Annotated in this window: 15 protein-coding genes and 1 riboswitch; of the genes, 6 read left to right on the top strand and 9 right to left on the bottom strand. The window is 67.3% G+C overall.

Annotated features, from left to right (window positions below; genetic code table 11):
* Positions 1-427: 427 nt before the first annotated feature.
* A complete protein-coding gene (locus ACSQ3P_RS24265) occupies positions 428-1,609 on the top strand; it encodes a MalY/PatB family protein (protein WP_436168023.1) in 1,182 nt (393 codons plus the stop codon).
* A 164-nt stretch (positions 1,610-1,773) separates the two neighbouring features.
* On the opposite strand, the gene ACSQ3P_RS24260 is transcribed toward ACSQ3P_RS24265, so the two are convergent.
* Positions 1,774-3,180 carry an FAD-binding oxidoreductase gene (locus ACSQ3P_RS24260; protein WP_436168022.1) on the bottom strand — a complete coding sequence of 469 codons (1,407 nt, stop codon included), beginning with the start codon at positions 3,178-3,180 and terminating at the stop codon, positions 1,774-1,776.
* A 14-nt stretch (positions 3,181-3,194) separates the two neighbouring features.
* Complete coding sequence (locus tag ACSQ3P_RS24255; protein WP_436168021.1) at positions 3,195-4,487, bottom strand: class I SAM-dependent RNA methyltransferase; 1,293 nt, start codon at positions 4,485-4,487, stop codon at positions 3,195-3,197.
* 88 nt (positions 4,488-4,575) lie between these two features.
* Here ACSQ3P_RS24255 and ACSQ3P_RS24250 point away from each other — a divergent pair, with 88 nt between their 5' ends.
* The gene (locus ACSQ3P_RS24250) at positions 4,576-5,622 is read left to right on the top strand and encodes a cysteine synthase A (RefSeq protein ID WP_436168020.1); all 1,047 of its coding nucleotides are present in this window, start codon (positions 4,576-4,578) and stop codon (positions 5,620-5,622) included.
* Between the two features lie 72 nt (positions 5,623-5,694).
* On the opposite strand, the gene ACSQ3P_RS24245 is transcribed toward ACSQ3P_RS24250, so the two are convergent.
* The 4 genes from ACSQ3P_RS24245 to ACSQ3P_RS24230 all read right to left on the bottom strand — a co-directional run bounded on the left by ACSQ3P_RS24245 (position 5,695) and on the right by ACSQ3P_RS24230 (position 10,447).
* Positions 5,695-6,684, bottom strand: a complete 990-nt coding sequence (locus ACSQ3P_RS24245) for a magnesium transporter CorA family protein (RefSeq protein WP_436168019.1) — start codon at positions 6,682-6,684, stop codon at positions 5,695-5,697.
* Positions 6,685-6,950: 266 nt separating this feature from the next.
* The gene (locus ACSQ3P_RS24240; RefSeq protein ID WP_436168018.1) at positions 6,951-7,811 is read right to left on the bottom strand and encodes an SDR family oxidoreductase; all 861 of its coding nucleotides are present in this window, start codon (positions 7,809-7,811) and stop codon (positions 6,951-6,953) included.
* 12 nt (positions 7,812-7,823) lie between these two features.
* On the bottom strand, positions 7,824-8,675 hold the full coding sequence (locus ACSQ3P_RS24235; RefSeq protein WP_436168017.1) for an SDR family NAD(P)-dependent oxidoreductase: 852 nt from the start codon (positions 8,673-8,675) through the stop codon (positions 7,824-7,826).
* A complete protein-coding gene (locus ACSQ3P_RS24230; protein WP_436168016.1) occupies positions 8,672-10,447 on the bottom strand; it encodes an acyl-CoA dehydrogenase in 1,776 nt (591 codons plus the stop codon). Before ACSQ3P_RS24230 ends, ACSQ3P_RS24235 begins: the two co-directional genes overlap by 4 nt.
* A 176-nt stretch (positions 10,448-10,623) precedes the next feature.
* On the opposite strand from ACSQ3P_RS24230, the gene ACSQ3P_RS24225 reads away from it, so the two are divergent.
* The 3 genes from ACSQ3P_RS24225 (at position 10,624) to ACSQ3P_RS24215 (ending at position 13,400) form a co-directional block, all read left to right on the top strand.
* On the top strand, positions 10,624-11,601 hold the full coding sequence (locus ACSQ3P_RS24225; RefSeq protein WP_436168015.1) for an L-threonylcarbamoyladenylate synthase: 978 nt from the start codon (positions 10,624-10,626) through the stop codon (positions 11,599-11,601).
* Between the two features lie 72 nt (positions 11,602-11,673).
* Complete coding sequence (locus ACSQ3P_RS24220) at positions 11,674-12,579, top strand: LysR family transcriptional regulator (RefSeq protein WP_436168014.1); 906 nt, start codon at positions 11,674-11,676, stop codon at positions 12,577-12,579.
* 45 nt (positions 12,580-12,624) lie between these two features.
* A riboswitch (ZMP/ZTP riboswitch) is annotated at positions 12,625-12,705 on the top strand.
* Positions 12,706-12,725: 20 nt separating this feature from the next.
* The gene (locus ACSQ3P_RS24215; RefSeq protein ID WP_436168013.1) at positions 12,726-13,400 is read left to right on the top strand and encodes a DJ-1/PfpI family protein; all 675 of its coding nucleotides are present in this window, start codon (positions 12,726-12,728) and stop codon (positions 13,398-13,400) included.
* 7 nt (positions 13,401-13,407) lie between these two features.
* Here the strand turns inward: ACSQ3P_RS24215 and acuI are convergent, their stop codons facing one another.
* A complete protein-coding gene (acuI, locus tag ACSQ3P_RS24210) occupies positions 13,408-14,394 on the bottom strand; it encodes an acrylyl-CoA reductase (NADPH) (RefSeq protein WP_436168012.1) in 987 nt (328 codons plus the stop codon).
* Positions 14,395-14,831: 437 nt separating this feature from the next.
* Complete coding sequence (locus ACSQ3P_RS24205) at positions 14,832-16,064, bottom strand: MFS transporter (protein WP_436168011.1); 1,233 nt, start codon at positions 16,062-16,064, stop codon at positions 14,832-14,834.
* Between the two features lie 259 nt (positions 16,065-16,323).
* Here ACSQ3P_RS24205 and ACSQ3P_RS24200 point away from each other — a divergent pair, with 259 nt between their 5' ends.
* Positions 16,324-17,628, top strand: a complete 1,305-nt coding sequence (locus ACSQ3P_RS24200; RefSeq protein WP_436168010.1) for a cell wall hydrolase — start codon at positions 16,324-16,326, stop codon at positions 17,626-17,628.
* A 151-nt stretch (positions 17,629-17,779) separates the two neighbouring features.
* Here ACSQ3P_RS24200 and ACSQ3P_RS24195 read toward each other — a convergent pair whose 3' ends face one another.
* Positions 17,780-18,835 (bottom strand): alpha/beta fold hydrolase, encoded by a 1,056-nt coding sequence (locus ACSQ3P_RS24195; RefSeq protein ID WP_436168009.1) that lies wholly within the window; start codon positions 18,833-18,835, stop codon positions 17,780-17,782.
* Positions 18,836-18,866 lie beyond the last annotated feature (31 nt).

Raw genomic sequence — 18,866 nt, 5'->3', positions numbered from 1 at the left:
TGTAAGGAGAGGGGCAGGGGTGAGGTGTAGGCCCCTGGACCAGTTGAGTGACCACCTAACCGTCATTGCGAGCGCAGCGAAGCAATCCAGGGGACGTAGAGCGAGCCCTCCTGGATTGCTTCGCTGCGCTCGCAATGACGATGGAGTAGCGGTGAGGTTACAGTCACAGCGTCAAACGGCCGACCCCTCACCCTGCCCTCTCCCTACGGGAGAGGGTTCCCCGCGCTTGTCTCGGCAAGAAAAGGGTCAATTCGGCCTAAGTTGCTCGGATCTGCGTCGCCGACATGCCCCCGCCCCGTCCGCTTCAGCCGCCGGGCAGTGACTCCGCACACATCATCTAGATAAACTGTCTACGCATTATCGCCTGCGTAGAATTTTATAATCGCAGACACGACAAACCCGAACAAAATCTTCTCCAGGATCCATCATGACCACGCCGAATTTTGACTTGCTGATCGACCGCCGCGGCACGCATTCGGCGAAATGGGACATGATGGAGGCGAATTTCGGCGTCCCCGCCGCCGACGGTATCGCCATGTGGGTGGCCGATATGGATTTCCAGCCGCCGGCCTGCGTGCAGGCGGCGGTCGAGGCGATGGCCGGCCACGGCGTCTACGGCTATTTCGGCGATGACCGGGCCTATCGCGACGCCATCCGCTGGTGGATGAAAAACCGCCATGGCTGGGAGGTCGAGCCGCAGGCGATCTTCACCACCCATGGGCTGGTCAACGGCACCGCGCTCTGCGTCGAGGCCTTTACCAAGCCCGGCGACGGCATCGTGCTGATGACGCCGGTCTACCACGCCTTCGCCCGCATCGTTGCAGCAGCCGGCCGGCGCGTGGTCGAATGCCCGCTCGCGCTCGCGGATGGGCGCTATGTCCTCGACATCCCTGGCTGGGATGCGCGCATGACCGGCAGCGAGCGCATGCTGATCCTGTGCTCGCCCCATAATCCGGGCGGGCGCGTCTGGACAGCGGACGAATTGCGCGCCATCGCCGATTTCTGCAAGCGCCACGACCTCATCCTCGTCTCGGACGAGATCCACCACGATCTGGTCATGCCCGGGCAGCGCCATACGGCCATGCCGCTCGCCGCGCCCGATATCTTGGACCGGCTGGTGATGATGACGGCGACGACCAAGACCTTCAACCTCGCCGGCAGCCATATCGGCAACGTCATCATTCCCGATGAGGCGCTGCGCGGCCCCTTCCAGGCGCGGATGAACGCGCTCGGCATCTCCCCGAACTCCTTCGGCATGGCCATGGCGACGGCCGCCTACAGCCCCGAGGGCGCGGCCTGGGTCGATGCGCTGGCCGCCTATCTCGACGGCAACCGGCGCCTCTTCGACGAGGGCGTCAGCGCCGTTCCCGGCCTGAGCTCGATGGCGCTGGAAGCGACCTATCTCGGCTGGGTCGATTTCAGCGGGACCGGCATGGCCCCGGCCGAATTCATCGCCCGCGTCGAGAAGCAGGCCCGGATCGCCGCCAACCACGGCGCGAGCTTCGGGCTGGGCGGCGATAATTACCTGCGCTTCAACCTCGCAACCCCGCGCGCCGTCGTCGCTGAAGCCGTCGAACGCCTACAGGGTGCGTTTGCCGATTTGCAATAGCGGGATGGTCGAGGGGAGCCCCGCCGCCTTTCAGAAAGCGGCGTCAGCCCGAGCATGGCGAGAAGGGCGCGGGGAACCCTCTCCCTAGGGAGAGGGTTCCCCGCGCATGCCTCGGCAAGAAAAGGCGCTTCCTCTCCCGCGAGGGGAGAAGGAAAAAGGGCGCCCTAAACCACGGCGCCCGGGTTCAGGATCCCTTGCGGATCCAGCGTCGCCTTCAGCGTCTTCATCAAGGCGAGTTCGACCGGATCCTTGACACCCGGCAGCAGGTCGCGCTTGAGGCGGCCGATGCCGTGCTCGGCCGAGATCGAGCCATGCATCTCGCTGACGATGGCGTGGACGGCCTGGTTGACCTCGCTCCAGCGGTCGATGAAGGCCTGCTTGTCGGCGCCCACCGGCTGGCTGACGTTGAAGTGGATGTTGCCGTCGCCCATATGGCCGAAGGGCACCGGGCGGCAGCCGGGGACCATCGCCACAACGGCTTCCGAAGCGCGGGCGATGAAGGCGGGCACCGCATGCAGCGGCACCGAGACGTCGTGCTTGATCGAGCCGCCCTCATAGGTCTGCACCTCGGAGAGCATCTCGCGCAGCTTCCAGAAATCATTGCGCTGGTTGAGCGAGCCGGCGAGCGCGGCGTCCGTAACCAGCCCCTTTTCCAGCGCCTCGCCGAGGAAGGTCTCGACCGCCTCGTCGAGCCCGCTGGCCGACTGGGCGCAGACCTCCATCAGCACATACCAGGGCGAGGGCTCCGAGAGCGGGTCGCGCGCGCCCGAGGCATGGCGCAGGACGAAATCGAGCCCGGTTCGCGAGAGGATCTCGAAGGTCGTCAGCGTGCCGCCGGCGCCGGCCTTGGCGGCGTTGAGCAGCGCCAGCGCCTCGTCCGGCGAGGGCACAGCGAGGAAGGCCGTGGCGCGCGCGGCGGGCAGAGGGAAGAGCTTCAAAACGGCTGCCGTGATGATGCCGAGCGTGCCTTCCGCCCCAATGAAGAGGTTCTTCAGGTCGTAGCCGGTATTGTCCTTGCGGAGCTGCCGCAGCCCGTTCCAGACCCGGCCATCGGCGAGCACGACCTCGAGCCCCATGCAGAGCTCGCGGGCATTGCCATAGGCCAGCACCGCCGTGCCGCCGGCATTGGTCGAGAGATTGCCGCCGATGGTGCAGCTGCCCTCAGAGGCGAGCGAGAGCGGGAAGAGCCGGCCCGCCGCCTCGGCCGCAGCTTGCGCCTTCTGCAGCGTCAGCCCGGCCTCGACGGTCATGGTGTCGCTGTCGGGATCGACGGCGCGGATCTTGTCCATGCGCTGTAGCGAGAGGATGATCTCGCGGCCTTCCGCCACGGGGATCTGCCCGCCGACGAGGCCGGTATTGCCGCCCTGGGGCACGAGCGTCGTCCCGGTCGCAGCCGCAAGCTTGACCAGCGCCACGACCTCTTCGGTCGAGGCGGGCCGGACGATGGCCTGCGCCTTGCCGCGGAACAGATCGCGCCATTCCTTGAGATAAGGCACCATCGCGTCAGCGTCGGTGATGACGTTCTTCGCGCCGACGATCGCCGACATCTGATCCAGGATTTCGCTGCTCATGAGGTCTCCAGGCTTCAACGCTTGCCGGCGCGCCTGAACAGGCCGACGAGTTCGATATGGGCTGAATAGCGGAACTGGTCGATGGGCGTGACGCCCTCCAGCGCATATCCCCCCGCGATCAGGATCGCGGCGTCGCGGGCAAAGCTGCCGACATCGCAGGAGACATAGACGACGCTTGCAACCTTCGAGGCCGCCAGACGCCGCGCCTGCGCCTCCGCGCCGGCGCGCGGCGGATCGAGCACCACCGCGTCGAACGCGTTCAGTTCATGCTCCAGCAAGGGCCGCCGGAACAGATCGCGGGTTTCCGAGGTGATCCGCTTGAGGCCTTGCGTCGCGCCCGCCGCGCGCGTCAGGGCCAGGATCGCCGCCTTCTCGCTCTCGACGGCATGGACCTGCGCCTTCTCGGCGAGGCGGAAGCTGAAGGGGCCGCAACCGGCGAAAAGATCGGCGACACGCTTGGCCTTGGGCAGCGCAGCGACGACCAGCTCCGAGATCGTCTCCTCACCCAAAGTGGTCGCCTGCAGGAAGCCGCCCGGAGCCGGCGCCACCATCGCCTTGCCCATTTTCTGGAGCGGGGAACGGCGTTCGACGATGATCTCCCCATGCATGGACAGCCTGGCCAGATCGAGCCGCTCGGCCGCTTCCGTCAGTGAAAGCCGGAGCTTGTCGCCGGCCGGACCATGGCCGCGAATATCGACATCGAGCCCGGTATCCGAGGCGGTAATCTGCAAATCGAGCGGCTTGTTGGAGCCGCCGAGCCGGTTCGCCAGCAATTGCGCGACAGCCGGGGCCCGCGCCAGGCCGGGCGCCAGGACCGGGCAGGCCTCGACCGCGACGAGATCATGGCTGCGCGCCGCCATGAAGCCGACCATCATGCCGAGGCCTTCGCGCCTGGCATGGAAGGTGACGCGGCGGCGGCCGGCGCCATGGGCGTCGACCAGTTCGGCGACCGGCACCGCAACACCGGCGCGCTCGAGCGCGGTGACAACCTGCTGGCGCTTCCAGCTCCGGTAGAGACCCTCTTCCATATGCTGGGCGGCGCAGCCGCCGCAGCGGGTGAAGAGCGGGCAGATCGCAGCGATGCGGGATGCGGCCGGCGCGATGATCTCGACGAGCTGGCCACGATCGCCGTCGCGGACGACGCGCACGGTCTCGCCCGGCAGCGCATAGGGCACGAAGACCGGCCCATTGGCCGTCTTCGCGACGCCGTCGCCCTTCTGGCCGAGATGGTCGATCAGGAGCGTTTCGTTCATCGCCAGCCCTGCGGCAGCGCTTTCCTTCTCCTGCGGCTTCTTTCCGGCGAGCATTCTTCCAACCTTGTCCGAGCGGGCCGGCCCGTGGTGACCTGAGCGTTGCTTTGGCCTATCAGGTCGCGGGGCAACAGGGAATTCCGACATGAGCGTTCGAGACGGTGTCATCGAGGCGATCGGCAATACGCCGTTGATCAAACTGAAGCGCGCCTCGGCCGAGACCGGCTGCACCATCCTCGGCAAGGCCGAATTCATGAACCCCGGCCAGTCGGTCAAGGACCGCGCGGCGCTCGCCATCATCCGCGACGCCGAACGGCGCGGCACGCTGCGGCCAGGCGGCGTCATCGTCGAGGGCACGGCGGGCAATACCGGCATCGGTATCGCGCTTGTCGGCAATGCGCTCGGCTACCGCTCGGTGATCGTGATCCCGGAGACGCAGAGCCAGGAAAAGAAGGACATGCTGCGGCTGGCCGGCGCGACGCTGGTCGAGGTGCCGGCCGTCGGCTACGTCAATCCCAACAATTATGTGAAGGTCTCGGGCCGCCTCGCCGAAGAGCTGGCGAAGACCGAGCCCAATGGCGCGATCTGGGCAAACCAGTTCGACAATACCGCCAACCGCCAGGGCCATATCGAGACGACCGGCCCGGAGATCTGGGCGCAGACGGAGGGCAAGCTCGACGGCTTCATCTGCGCCGTCGGCTCGGGCGGCACGCTGGCCGGCGTCGGCATCGCGCTGAAGGGCTTCAACCCGAAGATCACGATCGGCCTCGCCGATCCGCTCGGGGCTGCGCTGCATTCCTTCTACACCACCGGCGAGCTCAAATCTGAGGGATCCTCGATCACCGAGGGCATCGGCCAGGGCCGGATCACCAAAAACCTGGAGGGCGCACCGATCGACGTCTCCTTCCAGATCCCCGACAGCGAGGCGGTGCCTGTCGTCTTCGACCTGCTCGAGCATGAGGGCCTGTGCCTGGGCGGCTCGTCGGGCATCAACGTCGCCGGCGCGATCCGGCTGGGCAAGCAGATGGGGCCCGGCCACACCATCGTGACCATCCTCGCCGACTACGGCACGCGCTATCAGTCGAAGCTGTTCAACCCCGATTTCCTGCGCTCGAAGGGCCTGCCGACACCGGCCTGGCTGGAACGGGGCGATGCCGGTCTGAAGGCCGTGATGGCGCGCGTGCTCGGATAGCCCCCAGCGGTGTTCCTCGGAACCGCTTCGTCATCCCGGGCGGCCGCGCGTTTCTGAGAAAGCCCGCGAGCGCTACAGCCACTTCTTCCAGCGGAAGAACAGGTAGGGCAGGATGGCGAAGACGACCATCATCGCCAGCGCCATCGGGTAGCCATGGGCCCATTCGAGCTCCGGCATCGCCTTGAAATTCATACCGTAGATCGAGGCGATCAGGGTCGGCGGCATCAGCACCACCGCGACGACCGAGAACAGCTTGATGATCTTGTTCTGCTCCAGCCCGACGAGGCCGAGCGTCGCATCGAGCATGAATTGCAGCTTGCTGGAGATGAAGGTCGCGTGTTCCTCGATCGCCTGGACGTCGCGGATCGCCGAGCGCCATTCCGGCGTGATCGCGCTGGCCGATTTCTTGGAACGCTTGAAATTGGCCGAGAGGAACAAAAGCACGCGCTCCACCGAGACCATGCTCTCGCGCACATTGGAGATGAGGTGCTCGTACTGGCCGATCTTCCGGATCACGGCCTGATAGGCCCCGCCCTGCTCGACGTCCGAGCTCTTGCCGTCAAAAATCTGCCGCGAGCGGGCGTCGATCCTGTCGCCAACGCCGCGCAGGACCTCGGCGGCGCGATCGACGATCGCCTCGATCAGCCCTTCCAGCACGGCGGCGGGCTCCATGCCGCAGCCATCGGGCTTGGTCGCGCGGTTGAGGAAGATGCCGAAGGCGCCCGGCTCGTCATAGCGCACCGTGACCAGCGCCGCCTCGGTCAGGATGAAGGTGACGTCGGCGAGCTTGGGGACATCGGTCTCCGACTGGCAGATGACCCGCGCCGTCATGTAATGCGCGCCGTTCTCGGTATAGATGATCTCGGAGGGCTCGAGGTCGTGCATCTCCTCGCGGGTCGGGATCGAGATGCCGAGATGGGCCTCGATCTTCTTGTCCTCGAGCGCGGTCGGCTTGAGCAGGTCGATCCAGACCGCGCCCTTCGGGATCGGCTCGTCCGTCGTCAATATGCGGCGAATCAGGCGGTCGCCGTGATCGGGACAGACATTGTGGATCAGGAGCATGGCAGGCGACTTTCAGCTGCGGCGAGCGAGCCTTTTGCTGCGCCGCAAGAACCCCAAGCGCCCCATCATGTCAAACCGATGACAGCCGCCGCGCTATTCCCTTAGAGTCTGCTTGAGATTCCCTCAGCCCTCATCCTGAGGAGCCATTCCGCGAGGAATGGCGTCTCGAAGGATGCTCCAGGAGGCTCCGGCGCAGGCTGGAGCATCCTTCGAGACGCCGCTTCGCGGCTCCTCAGGATGAGGGCTGGTATTTCCGAGCGGGCCCTTCACATCCCGCCCTTGACGCCCTCGGGCGGCTTGCTCGCGGCCGGCACGAAGAAGTCGGGCATCAAGGGCACGGAGGGGTCGACGCGATAGGGCGTGAAGTCGGTGACGCCCTCAGCGGCCAGGAAGCTGTCGTCGATCAGGAACTGACCCGAGAACTCGCGCGCCGTCTTGCCGAAGATCAGATGGGCGGCGTCGGCGAGGATCTCCGGCGTGCGGCTCGCCTGCACCATCTTGTCGCCGCCGAGCAGGTTCTGCACAGCCGCGGTCGCGATCGTCGTGCGCGGCCAGAGCGCGTTGACCGCGATGCCCTTCGGCGCGAGCTCTCCGGCGAGGCCGAGCACGCACAGGCTCATGCCGTATTTGGCGATCGAATAGGCCAGATGCGGCGCAAACCAGCGCATCGCCAGGTCGAGCGGCGGTGAGAGCATCAGGATATGCGGGTTCTGCGCCTTCTCCAGATGGGGAATCGCGTATTTCGAGACCATGAAGGTGCCGCGCGTATTGATCTGCTGCATCAGATCGAAGCGCTTCATATCGGTCATCTGCGTGTTGGTCAGCGAGATCGCGCTGGCATTGTTCACGACGATATCGATGCCGCCGAAGCGCTCCGCCGTCTTGGCGATGGCGCCGGCCACGCTCGCCTCGTCGCGGACATCGACCGTCAGCGGCAGGCATTGCCCGCCGGCCGCCTCGATCTCGGCGGCGGCGGTATAGATCGTGCCCGCGAGCTTGGGATGCGGCTCGGCCGTCTTGGCGGCGATGGTGACATTGGCGCCGTCGCGCGCGGCCTTGAGCGCGATGGCGAGCCCGATGCCACGCGAGCCGCCGGTGATGAACAGCGTCTTGTTCTTGAGCGACATGACTGACCTCCCTCAGGCTGGAATGGTGAAGCGGTCCGGCTGCGTGCCGTCCCGATCGGTGAAGCCATAGGTGCGGGCGAGATCCGCGACATGCAGCACCTGGCCGGCATGGCGGGCGACATCGGGATCAGCGGCAAGCGCCGCGACCGCGCGGCCGGCATAGAGCGGGCTCTCGGTCGTCTCCTCCGCCATGCCGGCATCAGCGACGCGCTCGGTCAGGACATGGCCGGGAGATAGGCCCAGCGCCGTGACGCCGAAAGGCTTGAGCTCATGGCCCATCGCCAGGGTCAGACGGTTCATCGCCGTCTTGGCAAGATCGTAGAAGACATCGCCGAGATAGCCGCCGGCCGTGTCGAAGCTGACCGTGACGATCAGGCCTTTGCGCATCTGCACCATGGCAGGCGCGACCGCCCGCGCCAGCAGCAGCTGCGCATAGACGCCGCTCTCGAAATTCTGGCCGAGCCGCGCCACCGGCCTGCGCCAGAACGGCGCGCCGAATTGCGAGCCATCGGGATAGCGCTCGCCGTCATAGCCCTCATTGCCGCCCCAGACGGCATCGACCACGCAGTCGAGCCGGCCGAAGCGGCGCAAGGCCCAGGAGACCAGCGTATCGACCTCGCGCTCCTGCATATGGTCGCAGCGATAGGGATGGCCCTTGCCGCCGGCGGCCTCGACCTCGCGCGCCGTATCCTCGAAGGTCTCCTGGCGCTGGTCGGTGCGCGGGCCAGCCTCGCTCGAACGCCCGGTGACGATGACCGTCGCGCCGGCTTCGCCCAGCGCCCTGGCGATGCCGCGCCCAAGCCCGCGCGAGGCCCCCGCGACAAGGCAGATGCGGCCTGCGAGCGCGCGCGGGGCTTCGCTCACGCCGCGAAGACCGCGTCGGCGTCCTCGACCGCGCCAGCGCCTTCCGTCACCGCGAGTTCCAGCGCCGGGGCTTCGGTGACGACATGCTCGGCGAAGAAGCGGGCTGTGGCGACCGCCGCCGCGCCATTCTCCTCGGAGCGCATGGCGAGTGCCTTCCTGGCGAGGCCGGTGCCGCCCTGCGCCAAAGCGAAGAGCTTGAGATAGGGCGTCGCACCGGCGAGCGCCTCACCCGGCTTGCCGCCCATCGTCGCCAGCATCCAGTCGGTGGCGCGCTCCAGCGCGTCGACTGCGGCCTTCAGCCGGGCTGCGCTGTGGCCAAAACCCGGCGTATTGGCGCCCTCGACCTCGCCGACCACGCCGCGCATCTCGCTGATCAGCGCCTTGACCGCCTCACCGCCGGAGAGCGGCAGCTTGCGCAGCACGAGGTCGATCGCCTGGATGCCGTTGGTGCCCTCATAGATCGTGCAGATGCGGGCATCGCGCAGATGCTGGGCTGCGCCGGTCTCCTCGATGAAGCCCATGCCGCCATGGATCTGCACGCCGGTCGAGGCGACATCGATGCCGATATCGGTGGCATAGGCCTTGGCGACGGGGGTGAGGATCGCGGCGCGCTCGCTGGCTGCCTTGCGCCTGGCCTCGTCGGTCTCGCGATGGCTGCGATCGAGCGCGGCCGCGACCATATAGGAGATGGCGCGGGCGGCCTGGGTCTTGGCGCGCATGTCCAGCAGCATGCGGCGCACATCGGGATGCACGATGATCGGGCTCATGGCCGAGCCCTTGGGCGCGTCGAGCGCCGCACCCTGGCGGCGCTCCCCGGCAAAGGCGAGCGCCTGCTGATAGGCGCGCTCGGCGATGGCGACACCCTGCAGCGCGACGTTGAGGCGGGCATTGTTCATCATCGTGAACATGCAGGCGAGGCCGCGATTCTCCTCGCCGATCAGCCAGCCGATCGCGCCATCCTTATCGCCATAGGCCATGGAGCAGGTCGGCGAGGCGTGGATGCCGAGCTTGTGCTCGATGCCGGAGCAGCGCAGGTCGTTATGGGCGCCAAGCGTTCCATCGGCATTGACGAGGTATTTCGGCACCAGGAAGAGCGAGATGCCGCGCGTGCCGGGAGGGGCGTCGGGCAGGCGCGCGAGGACGAGATGGATGATGTTCTCCGTCATCCCGTGCTCGCCATAAGTGATGAAGATCTTCTGGCCGGTGATGCGGTAGGTGCCGTCGCCGGCGCGCTCGGCCTTGGAGCGCAACGCATTCAGATCGGAGCCCGCCTGCGGCTCGGTCAGGTTCATCGTGCCCATCCACTCGCCCGAGACGAGTTTCGCCAGATAGGTCTGCTTGAGATGGTCGGAGCCATGGGCGTGAACGGCCTCGATTGCGCCGATCGTCAGCAGCGGCCCAAGCGCGAAGGCAAGCGAGGCCGAGTTCCACATCTCGGTGCAGGCCGATTGCAGCAGCGTCGGCAGGGCCTGGCCGCCATAGATCTCCGGGCCCGGAAGTGCGTTCCAGCCGGCTTCCGCCCAGGCCTTGTAGGCTTCCTTCCAGCCCGGCGGCGTGGTGACGACGCCGTCCTTCAGGGTCGAGCCATGGGTGTCGCCGATCCGGTTGAGCGGGGCGATCACGTCTCCGGCGAATTTCGCCGCCTCTTCCAGCACGGCATCAGTGAGGCCGCCATCGAGCTCCGGCGCGAGGCCCTCCGCGATCAGCCCGTCGAGGCCGGCGACATGGCGCAAGGTGGCGATGATGTCCTCGACCGGGGCGCGGTAGCTCATGAAAATCTCCCTGGAAGCCCGCATATCGTGCCTGATCGGCGGATGAGGGTCTGCTTTTGACGTTGCCGCGATGTTAGCGAGGAACTATCCCCGACGCCACGCGCGACCTTCGTCATGCGGTCGCGCCCGCAGCCTGCTGCGAATATAGTTTATATATAAACCATTAGAGGTCAATCGTGCCCGATCAACGTGTCACGCAGCGGCTGGACGACAGCGAGGCCGGCATCGCCGCCGCCGCCGCATTGCTGCGCGCGGGCAAGCTCGTGGCGCTGCCGACGGAGACGGTCTACGGGCTGGCAGCGGACGCAACCTCGGGCGCGGCGGTTGCCGGCATCTACGCGGCCAAGGAGCGGCCGAGCTTCAACCCGCTGATCGCGCATCTGCCCGACCTCGCTGCTGCCCAGCGGCAGGGCCTGTTCGACGCCAACGCGCTCGCCCTGGCACGCGCCTTCTGGCCGGGGCCCTTGACGCTGGTGGTGCCGGTCTCGAGCGGCTGCACCGTCAGCGAGCTGGCGCGGGCGGGGCTCGCGACGGTGGCGCTGCGCGTGCCGTCGCACCCGATCGCGCGGGCGGTCCTGCAAGCGGCGGGGCGGCCCATCGCCGCCCCCTCCGCCAACCGCTCCGGCCGGGTCAGCGCCACCAGCGCCGCGCATGTACTGGCCGATCTCGACGGGCGCATCGATGCGGTGCTCGATGCCGGCCCGACCAGAGTCGGCATCGAATCGACGATCGTCGCCTGCCTCGATGGCGCGCCGCGCCTGCTGCGCCCCGGCGGCGTGCCGAGCGCCGCGATCGAGGGTGTGATCGGGCGCTCGCTCGTGCTCGCCGGCGAATCGGGCGCCGCGCCGATCTCGCCGGGTCTGCTGGCCTCGCATTATGCCCCCGCAGCCGGCGTCAGGCTCGACGCGGAAAGGCCGCGTGACGGCGAGGCCTGGCTCGGCTTCGGGCCTGAACCGACCACGCTGTCGCCTGCGACGCTCCAGCTCAATCTCAGCCCGGCGGGCGATCTCATGGAGGCTGCAGCCAATCTCTTCGGCTATCTGCGCCAGCTCGACATGGCCGCGCCGGCGACCATCGCGATAGCGCCGATCCCGCTGCATGGGCTGGGCGAGGCGATCAATGACCGCCTTCGGCGAGCCGCCGCGCCGCGCTGACATCGGCAAGCGCTATCTTGCAATGCTGCAAGACATCGGCTTGGGTCCACTCGACGATGGGACAGGCCACCAATGAACTCCAATCTCGCCTGGGACGATTTCCGCCTGATCAAGGCGATCGCCGACCATGACGGGCTGACCGGCGCGGCGAACGCGCTCGGCGTCAACCACTCCACGGTCTTCCGCCGTCTCGGCCAGATCGAGGAGCAGCTCGGCCTGCCTTTGTTCGAGCGCCGCAAGACCGGCTATGTCGCGACCGTCGCCGGCACCGAGATGGCGTCGCTGGCGAACCGCATGGACGAGGACGTCACCGCCTTCGGCCTGCGCCTGGCCGGGCGCGATGTCGCGCCCTCCGGCGAAGTGCGCGTGACCACGACCGACACGCTTTATCTCAACGTCCTGCTGCCGATCTTCGCCGCCTTCCGCCAGGCGCATCCCTTGATCCGCCTCGACGTCGTCATCGGCAACCAGACGCTGAACCTGTCGAAGCGCGATGCCGATGTTGCGATCCGTGCCAATGACTCGCCGGGCGAGACCCTGGTCGGACGCCGGCTCGCGACCCTGAACTGGGCGATCTACGGCCGCGCCGGAGACGGGCTGACGCCGGCCGAGCAGGCCGATCCGAAAGCGCTGTATCAGCGCGACTGGGTCGCGCTCGGCGACCAGCTCGGCTATGTCAAGGCCGCCCGCTATGTCCGCGAGCGGGTCGCACCCGAGCGGATCGCGCTGAAGAGCTCGGCCGTGCTGGGCATGACCGAGGCGGTCGAGCAGGGCTTCGGCATCGGCCCCCTGCCCTGCTTCATCGCCGACCAGCGGCCGGGCCTCGTCCGCTTGATGCCGCCCGACCCGGAATTCTCGACAGGCCTGTGGATCCTGACCCATCCCGACATCCGGCACGCGCCAAGGGTGCGCGCCTTCATGGATTTCTGCGGCAACGAATTGGCGAAGAAGCGCGGGCTGATCGAGGGGACGGGCTGAGGAGCCGGTTTCGTTTGCACCCGATCGCTGGCCGTTTTAGCTTGGCGTCGCTCGCGCGACTGGCGCTGCAAGGTGGATCACCACCGGGAAGCGCGAGCCTCGCTGCCGCGCGCCTGGGCCCTCTCATCCCCTTCCGGAGACGGCCCATGCATGTCGTGATGCTGCTCTATCCCCGCTTGACCCAGCTCGATCTGACCGGCCCCTTCGAGGTCTTCGCCCGTTTCCGCGAGCTCGATCTGCATCTGGTCTGGAAGACGGCGGAGCCGGTCAGGGACGGCGGCGGCCTGGCGATCCTGCCGAGCACGACCTTCGCGGCCTGCCCGCAGGCCGACATCCTGTTCGTGCCCGGCGGCCCCGGCCAGGCCGCGCTGATGGAGGATGAGGCGACGCTCGCCTTCCTGCGGCGGCAGGCTTCGTCGGCGCGCTATGTCACCTCCGTCTGCACCGGCTCGCTGGTCCTGGGCGCGGCCGGCCTGCTCAAGGGCTACCGCGCCACCTGCCACTGGCTCTCGCTGCCGCAGCTCGCCTTGTTCGGCGTCGAACCGGTGGCGGAGCGCGTCGTCGCCGACCGCAACCGCGTCACCGGCGCGGGCGTGACCTCGGGGATCGATTTCGCGCTCAGCCTGATGGCCGACATCTTCGGCGAGGAGCGCGCCCGCAAGGTCCAGCTCCAGATGGAATACGACCCGCGGCCACCCTTCCCCGGCGGCTCGCCGGCGAGCGCATCCAGTGAATTGATCGCCGCCGTGACGCAGGACTCCGCCAAATTCCAGAACGCCCGCGAGGAGATTGCACGGCGCGCGGCGGCGGCGCTGGGCTAAGCCGGGCTCACCCGATCTCGACGACGACCCGCCCGCGTACCTTGCCCTCGATGATCGCCTTGCCCGTTTCGATCACGCTCTCCAGCGGGATTGTGGTGGTGATCTTCGCCAGCGCGTCGCGGTCGAGGTCGGTCGCGAGCCTGGCCCAGGCTTCGAGCCGGCGCGGTTTCGGGCACATCACCGAATCAACGCCGAGCAAAGCGACGCCGCGCAGGATGAAGGGCATGACGGATGTCGGCAGGTCCATGCCCTGCGCCAGGCCGCAAGCGGCGATGGCGCCGCCATATCTGGTCATCGACAGCAGATTGGCGAGCGTGTGCGAGCCGACCGCGTCGACACCGGCGATCCAGCGCTCCTTGCCGAGCGGGCGGCCGGGCGCGGAGAGTTCGTTGCGGTCGATGATCTCGGCGGCGCCCAGGCTCTTCAGATAATCCGCCTCCTCGGGCCTGCCCGTCGAGGCGACGACATGCCAGCCCGCCTTGGCAAGCAGCGCGGTCGCGACCGAGCCGACGCCACCGGCAGCGCCCGTCACCACGACCGGACCGTCGGCCGGCTTCAGGCCATGCCTCTCCAGCGCCAGCACGCAGAGCATCGCGGTGTAGCCGGCGGTGCCGATCGCCATCGCCTCGCCCGGATTCATGCCGGCCGGGAGCGGCACCAGCCAATCGCCCTTCACCCGGCTCTTCTGGGCATAGGCGCCCAGATGCGTCTCGCCTGTGCCCCAGCCATTCAGGATGACGAGGTCGCCAGGCTTGAAATCGGGATGGTCGGAGGTCTCGACCCGGCCGGAAAAGTCGATGCCGGGGATCATCGGCCAGCGCCGCACCACCGGGGCCTTGCCGGTGATGGCGAGGCCGTCCTTGTAGTTCACCGTGGAATGGGTGACGCGGACGGTGACATCGCCCTCCATCAGATCGCTCTCGGCGAAATCGGTGAAGGCGAGGTTGGGGCCGGTCTCGCCCTTGGTCGCGACAAGGGCCTTGAACGTGGACATGCGGCGTCTCCTCCAATCGACAGAGGCCTCCCCACAGCCCTCATCCTGAGGAGCGCGCAATTGCGCGCGTCTCGAAGGATGCTCCAGCGGTCTCTGAGCCTCCTGGATTATCCTTCGAGACGCCGCTTCGCGGCTCCTCAGGATGAGGGCTGAGGTGGTGGCCCAATTTTGGGAGATGAATGACCCGTTGCGCCCCACGCCGCAAGCGTGGGGCGTGTGCGTCTTTCGTCAGCCGGCATTGGAAGGCTCCAATCGCCCCTCCCCTGTCATTCCGGGGCAGGCCGCAGGCCTGAGCCCGGAACCCAGAACCGATGCACCTGGGAATCGAGCACCGTCATCGGCCGCGCTTAGTCGTAACCACCTGCGGTTCTGGGTTCCGGGCTCGCCGCTGCGCGGCGCCCCGGAATGACGGCTGAGGTTCCGAGACCCCCTCGATCTCAGGCCGGCTGCGCCAGCGGCCGCTCGACGGCCTTTTCGATGATCGGCAGGTTGATCAGCGCCGAAGCGATGCCGAGCGCGATCGAGAGCCACCAGACGATCTGGTAGGAGCCGGTCGCCTCATAAAGGAACCCGCCGAGCAGCACGCCGAGGAAGCCGCCGACCTGATGCGAGAAGAAGGCGAAGCCATAGAGCATCGCCATGTATTTCGTGCCGAACATCAGCATCACCAGCGAGGAGGTCGGCGGGATCGTGGAGAGCCAGAACAGGCCGATGACGGCGCCGAAAGCCAGCGCTGTCGCGGGGCTCGGTGGCAGCAGGATGAAGGCGGCGATCGCGACCGAACGGCCGAGATAGATCCAGGCCAGCAGATGGCGCTTGGGCATGCGCGTCGAGAGCCAGCCCGAACAGAGCGAGCCGACCGCATTGGCGAGCCCGATCACGGCCAGCGTCCAGCCGCCGACCCAGGCCGCCATGCCGACATCCTTGAGATAGGCCGGCATATGGGCGGTGATGAAGGCGAGCTGGAAGCCGCAGGTGAAGAAGCCGAGCACGAGCAGCACATAGGAGCGGTGCTTGAAGGCCTCCGTCAGCGCCTGCTTGATCGACTGTCCCGGCAGGTTCGCGGTTGCGCTGGGCTGGGTCACGCCGTCCTTGCGCGTCGCCAACATGAAGGCGAAGGGCATCACCAGCAAAACCGAGCCGGCGAAGACGACGAGCGCCTGATGCCAGCCGATCTGCTCGATCAGGATGTTGCCGATCGGCGGGAACAGGAACTGGCCGAAGGAGCCAGCCGCCGTGCCGGCGCCAAACGCCATCGGCCGCCAGGATTCCGGCAGGAGCTTGCCGAAGGCGGCGAGCACGAGGTTGAAGGAGCAGGCCGAGAGGCCAAAGCCGATCAGCACGCCGGCGCCCAGATGCAGGGTCAGCGGCGTGGCGGCATAGGCCATTACGACGAGGCCGAGCGCGTAGAGCACGGCGCCGAAGCAGAGCACGCGCACGGTGCCGAAACGGTCCGCCACCGCCCCGGCGAAGGGGGCGCCCAGGCCCCAGAGCAGGTTCTGGATCGCGATCGCGATGCTGAAAGTGTCGCGGCCCCAGCCAAATTCCAGCGTCATCGGGATCTGGAACAGGCCAGCGCTGGCGCGCGGGCCGAAGGTGATCAGGGCGATCAGGCAGCCGGCGGCGACGATGACCTCCGGAGCGTAGCTGCGCGCGGGGGCTGCACTCATGGTCGGTCTCCGGCGGTCTCTGCGAACGAGCGCATATTGATCGTGTGGCTGCACGATATCGCCGATCCGCGCGGCGCAACAACGCCTTTTCGTGGCGTTGCGCATCACAGCCTTGCATAAGCGAGCCGGCAAGATCATGGGCGAACCGGCAAAATCCAAACACTGCGGCTCTCATTAACCGCTGCTCAACCCTACCGGGGCGATAACGGCATGGCGCGAATGCGCGCTGTTGTCCGGGTCGTGTGGAGTAGCAGGTCAGGTGCGTTTGCGCAGGCGTACGAGGCGGATCGGTTCGCTCGGGGTGAAATGGGCCCTGGCCACGGTAGCGCCATGGGCGCTTTCGGCCGGCGTTCTGGTCTCCTTCACCGCCTCGGCCGGCCAGAATTACGGCCCCGACTCCCTGCCCTATTCATCGATCCAGCGCGCCGCGCCCGCTTTCGATTCGGCGCTCGAGGAAGGCCCCTCACTGCTTGTCGCGGGCAGCGCCTTCCGGCTGCCCGGCCTTGCCCTGTCCTCGGCGATCCGGCAGGCGCATCTCTCCTTCGACGATCCCGAACGACTCGTCGCGATCGATCCGCGCCAGCCGCGCGACGACATGAAACACTCGGTCTCGGGCTTCCCGGAGGTCGACCGCACCGCCAAGGGCGACCCGCTGCCCGGCCTGCGGCCTGGCCTCTCGGCGCTGCCGGCGGGCGAGCTCGAACGCGTCGTCTTCGGCGACACCCAGCCCCGCTTGATCTCGGGCGGCTTCTCGCTCGACGCCCAGCGTGCGGCGGAAGCCGTCGACGGGCCGCAGATCGGTTTCGAGCCGTCGGCGAACGAGGAAGGGCTGACCGACCCGGCGATGGCGGATGCCTCACCGAGCTCGCAGCACCGCCTGATCACCTCGCCGCGCCAGGCCGAATTGCATCTGGAAAGCATCGACGGCTCGACGCCGTCCGTGCCGGGAAGAGCCGCCAGCAGTTCCTCGACGCCATCAGTGCATTACAATGTCGCGACGCTCGCCACGCCGGTCACACCCACGCCGCCTGCGGCGCTGACGCGGCCCAACCTCGTCGTCAAGGCACCAGCTGCGACGAGCAGTGCGACCAGCGCCAAGAGCAAGGGCGATGCCGGCCCGCAGATCAGCTATGCCGGCCTGATCGCCAGCACGGACATGGCGCGCCAGCAGCGCTGCCTGGCGGAGGCGGTCTATTTCGAGGCGCGCTCGGAATCGAATGAGGGCCGCGCCGCCGTGGCGCAGGTCGTGCTCAATCGGGTCAAGAGCGGGCTTTATCCCGACAATGTCTGCGGCGTCGTCTACCAGAACGCCAGCCGCTACCTCGCTTGCCAGTTCACCTTCGCCTGCGAGGGCAAATCGCTGCGCATCACCGAGCCCGCGCCCTGGCACGACGCGGTCCGCATCGCCCGCGAGGTCTATGAAGGCACGACCTATCTGCCCGAGGTCGGCGGCTCCACGCATTACCACGCCAACTATGTCAGGCCTTACTGGGCGAAAAAACTGAAGAAGATGGACACGATCGGCCAGCACGTTTTTTATCAGCTGCGGCCTGGGCAGACTTAACCCTTGCCCGCCATCCCGGGCACAGGCAAGCCGGAATTGCCGCGCATTCGAGCGACATGTTTCGCGCCACCTCGATAGCCATGAACGCCGCTCTCTGACGGCCATGGCGATCACGGGATGACGGTGCGTTTCAGAATCAGAACAGCGCGCTTCAGGGCATTCGCAGCGTCCGAAAGGCGTGCGGGGCCAACCCCGTCGCCTCGCGAAAAGCGGTCGCGAACCGGCTGGCGCTGCTGAACCCGCTCAGCCGGGCAACCTCGCCCAGCATCAGATCACCTTGGTGCAGCAGGCGAGCCGCTTTCTCGATCCGCCGCGTCGCCAGATAGGCGTGGGGTGGAATGCCCATGCTCTGCTTGAAGCACCGCGCGAAATGCCAGGTGCTCAATCCAGCGATCCCGGCCAGTTCCGCCACGGAGATCGATCTGGCATCACCAGCATCAACCGCATCCAGCACGCGCCGCAGGCAATGGGCCGACAATCCGCCGCTGGCGCCGTGGGCGGCTTCGACGATGGCCTCGGCCATGCTGCCTGGCGAACTGAGCATGCCGTAGAAACCAAGTGGCAGATCGCGGCAGAACCAGCCGCGACTGGTGGCCGCGCGCCGCGCAAAATGCGCATAGAGAGGGGCCGAGGCGCCAATCGAATGTGCCGAGCAATGGATATAGTGGCGCGGAACGCTCGCAAGGGCGTCGCTGCGCGTGACGAGGTCGGCAGGCTCATCGAAGCTCGCGAACGACTGAGGCGACATTCTGCCGGCCACGAACGATCGATCACCCGCGTTCCGCAAACCCGAGATACGATCCGGCGCGGGCAAGATGACAGGCAGGCCGCCTTCCATGGAGCGGCGGGCGCGATACTCGTTGCGGAACGCAGCGGGAATGGTTTCGAGCATCGATTTTCCGTGCTCGGGGAGCACGGCGTCGATGTAGACCAAGCCTGCTATCCGTGCCGGCATTCGTGCTGCGGCTGCCGTCGCGACGAGGCCGCCATAGCTGTTCGCGACAAGGACCACCCGGCCTTGTCCGAGATGCGATAGCAGAGCGAGAAGCTCGGCGACATGCGACGACAATGTTGCGCCATGTCCGGCCCGACCGGCGGCAAGGCATGGAGCGACCGCCTTGTGCCCCATCGAGACGAGGCGATCCGAGACGCGACGCCAGATCCAATCGCCGTGGAATGCTGCGTGGATCAGCACGAACGTTGTCATCGTCTCCCCCGGAACCCGCAACTGGCCGATA

The organism is Allobosea sp. LjRoot9, from assembly GCF_964252745.1.
GTDB lineage: Bacteria > Pseudomonadota > Alphaproteobacteria > Rhizobiales > Beijerinckiaceae > Allobosea.
Note: the sequence above shows the minus strand (reverse complement) of the source record. Positions and strands in the feature narration are given on the sequence as shown.

What these genes read in the sequence shown, in the direction of transcription:
- ACSQ3P_RS24265 (WP_436168023.1), top strand. Translation starts at nt 428, where the DNA reads ATGACCACGCCGAATTTTGACTTGCTGATCGACCGCCGCGGCACGCAT.
- ACSQ3P_RS24260 (WP_436168022.1), bottom strand. Translation starts at nt 3,180, where the DNA reads ATGAGCAGCGAAATCCTGGATCAGATGTCGGCGATCGTCGGCGCGAAG.
- ACSQ3P_RS24255 (WP_436168021.1), bottom strand. Translation starts at nt 4,487, where the DNA reads ATGCTCGCCGGAAAGAAGCCGCAGGAGAAGGAAAGCGCTGCCGCAGGG.
- ACSQ3P_RS24250 (WP_436168020.1), top strand. Translation starts at nt 4,576, where the DNA reads ATGAGCGTTCGAGACGGTGTCATCGAGGCGATCGGCAATACGCCGTTG.
- ACSQ3P_RS24245 (WP_436168019.1), bottom strand. Translation starts at nt 6,684, where the DNA reads ATGCTCCTGATCCACAATGTCTGTCCCGATCACGGCGACCGCCTGATT.
- ACSQ3P_RS24240 (WP_436168018.1), bottom strand. Translation starts at nt 7,811, where the DNA reads ATGTCGCTCAAGAACAAGACGCTGTTCATCACCGGCGGCTCGCGTGGC.
- ACSQ3P_RS24230 (WP_436168016.1), bottom strand. Translation starts at nt 10,447, where the DNA reads ATGAGCTACCGCGCCCCGGTCGAGGACATCATCGCCACCTTGCGCCAT.
- ACSQ3P_RS24220 (WP_436168014.1), top strand. Translation starts at nt 11,674, where the DNA reads ATGAACTCCAATCTCGCCTGGGACGATTTCCGCCTGATCAAGGCGATC.
- ACSQ3P_RS24215 (WP_436168013.1), top strand. Translation starts at nt 12,726, where the DNA reads ATGCATGTCGTGATGCTGCTCTATCCCCGCTTGACCCAGCTCGATCTG.
- acuI (WP_436168012.1), bottom strand. Translation starts at nt 14,394, where the DNA reads ATGTCCACGTTCAAGGCCCTTGTCGCGACCAAGGGCGAGACCGGCCCC.
- ACSQ3P_RS24205 (WP_436168011.1), bottom strand. Translation starts at nt 16,064, where the DNA reads ATGAGTGCAGCCCCCGCGCGCAGCTACGCTCCGGAGGTCATCGTCGCC.
- ACSQ3P_RS24195 (WP_436168009.1), bottom strand. Translation starts at nt 18,835, where the DNA reads ATGACAACGTTCGTGCTGATCCACGCAGCATTCCACGGCGATTGGATC.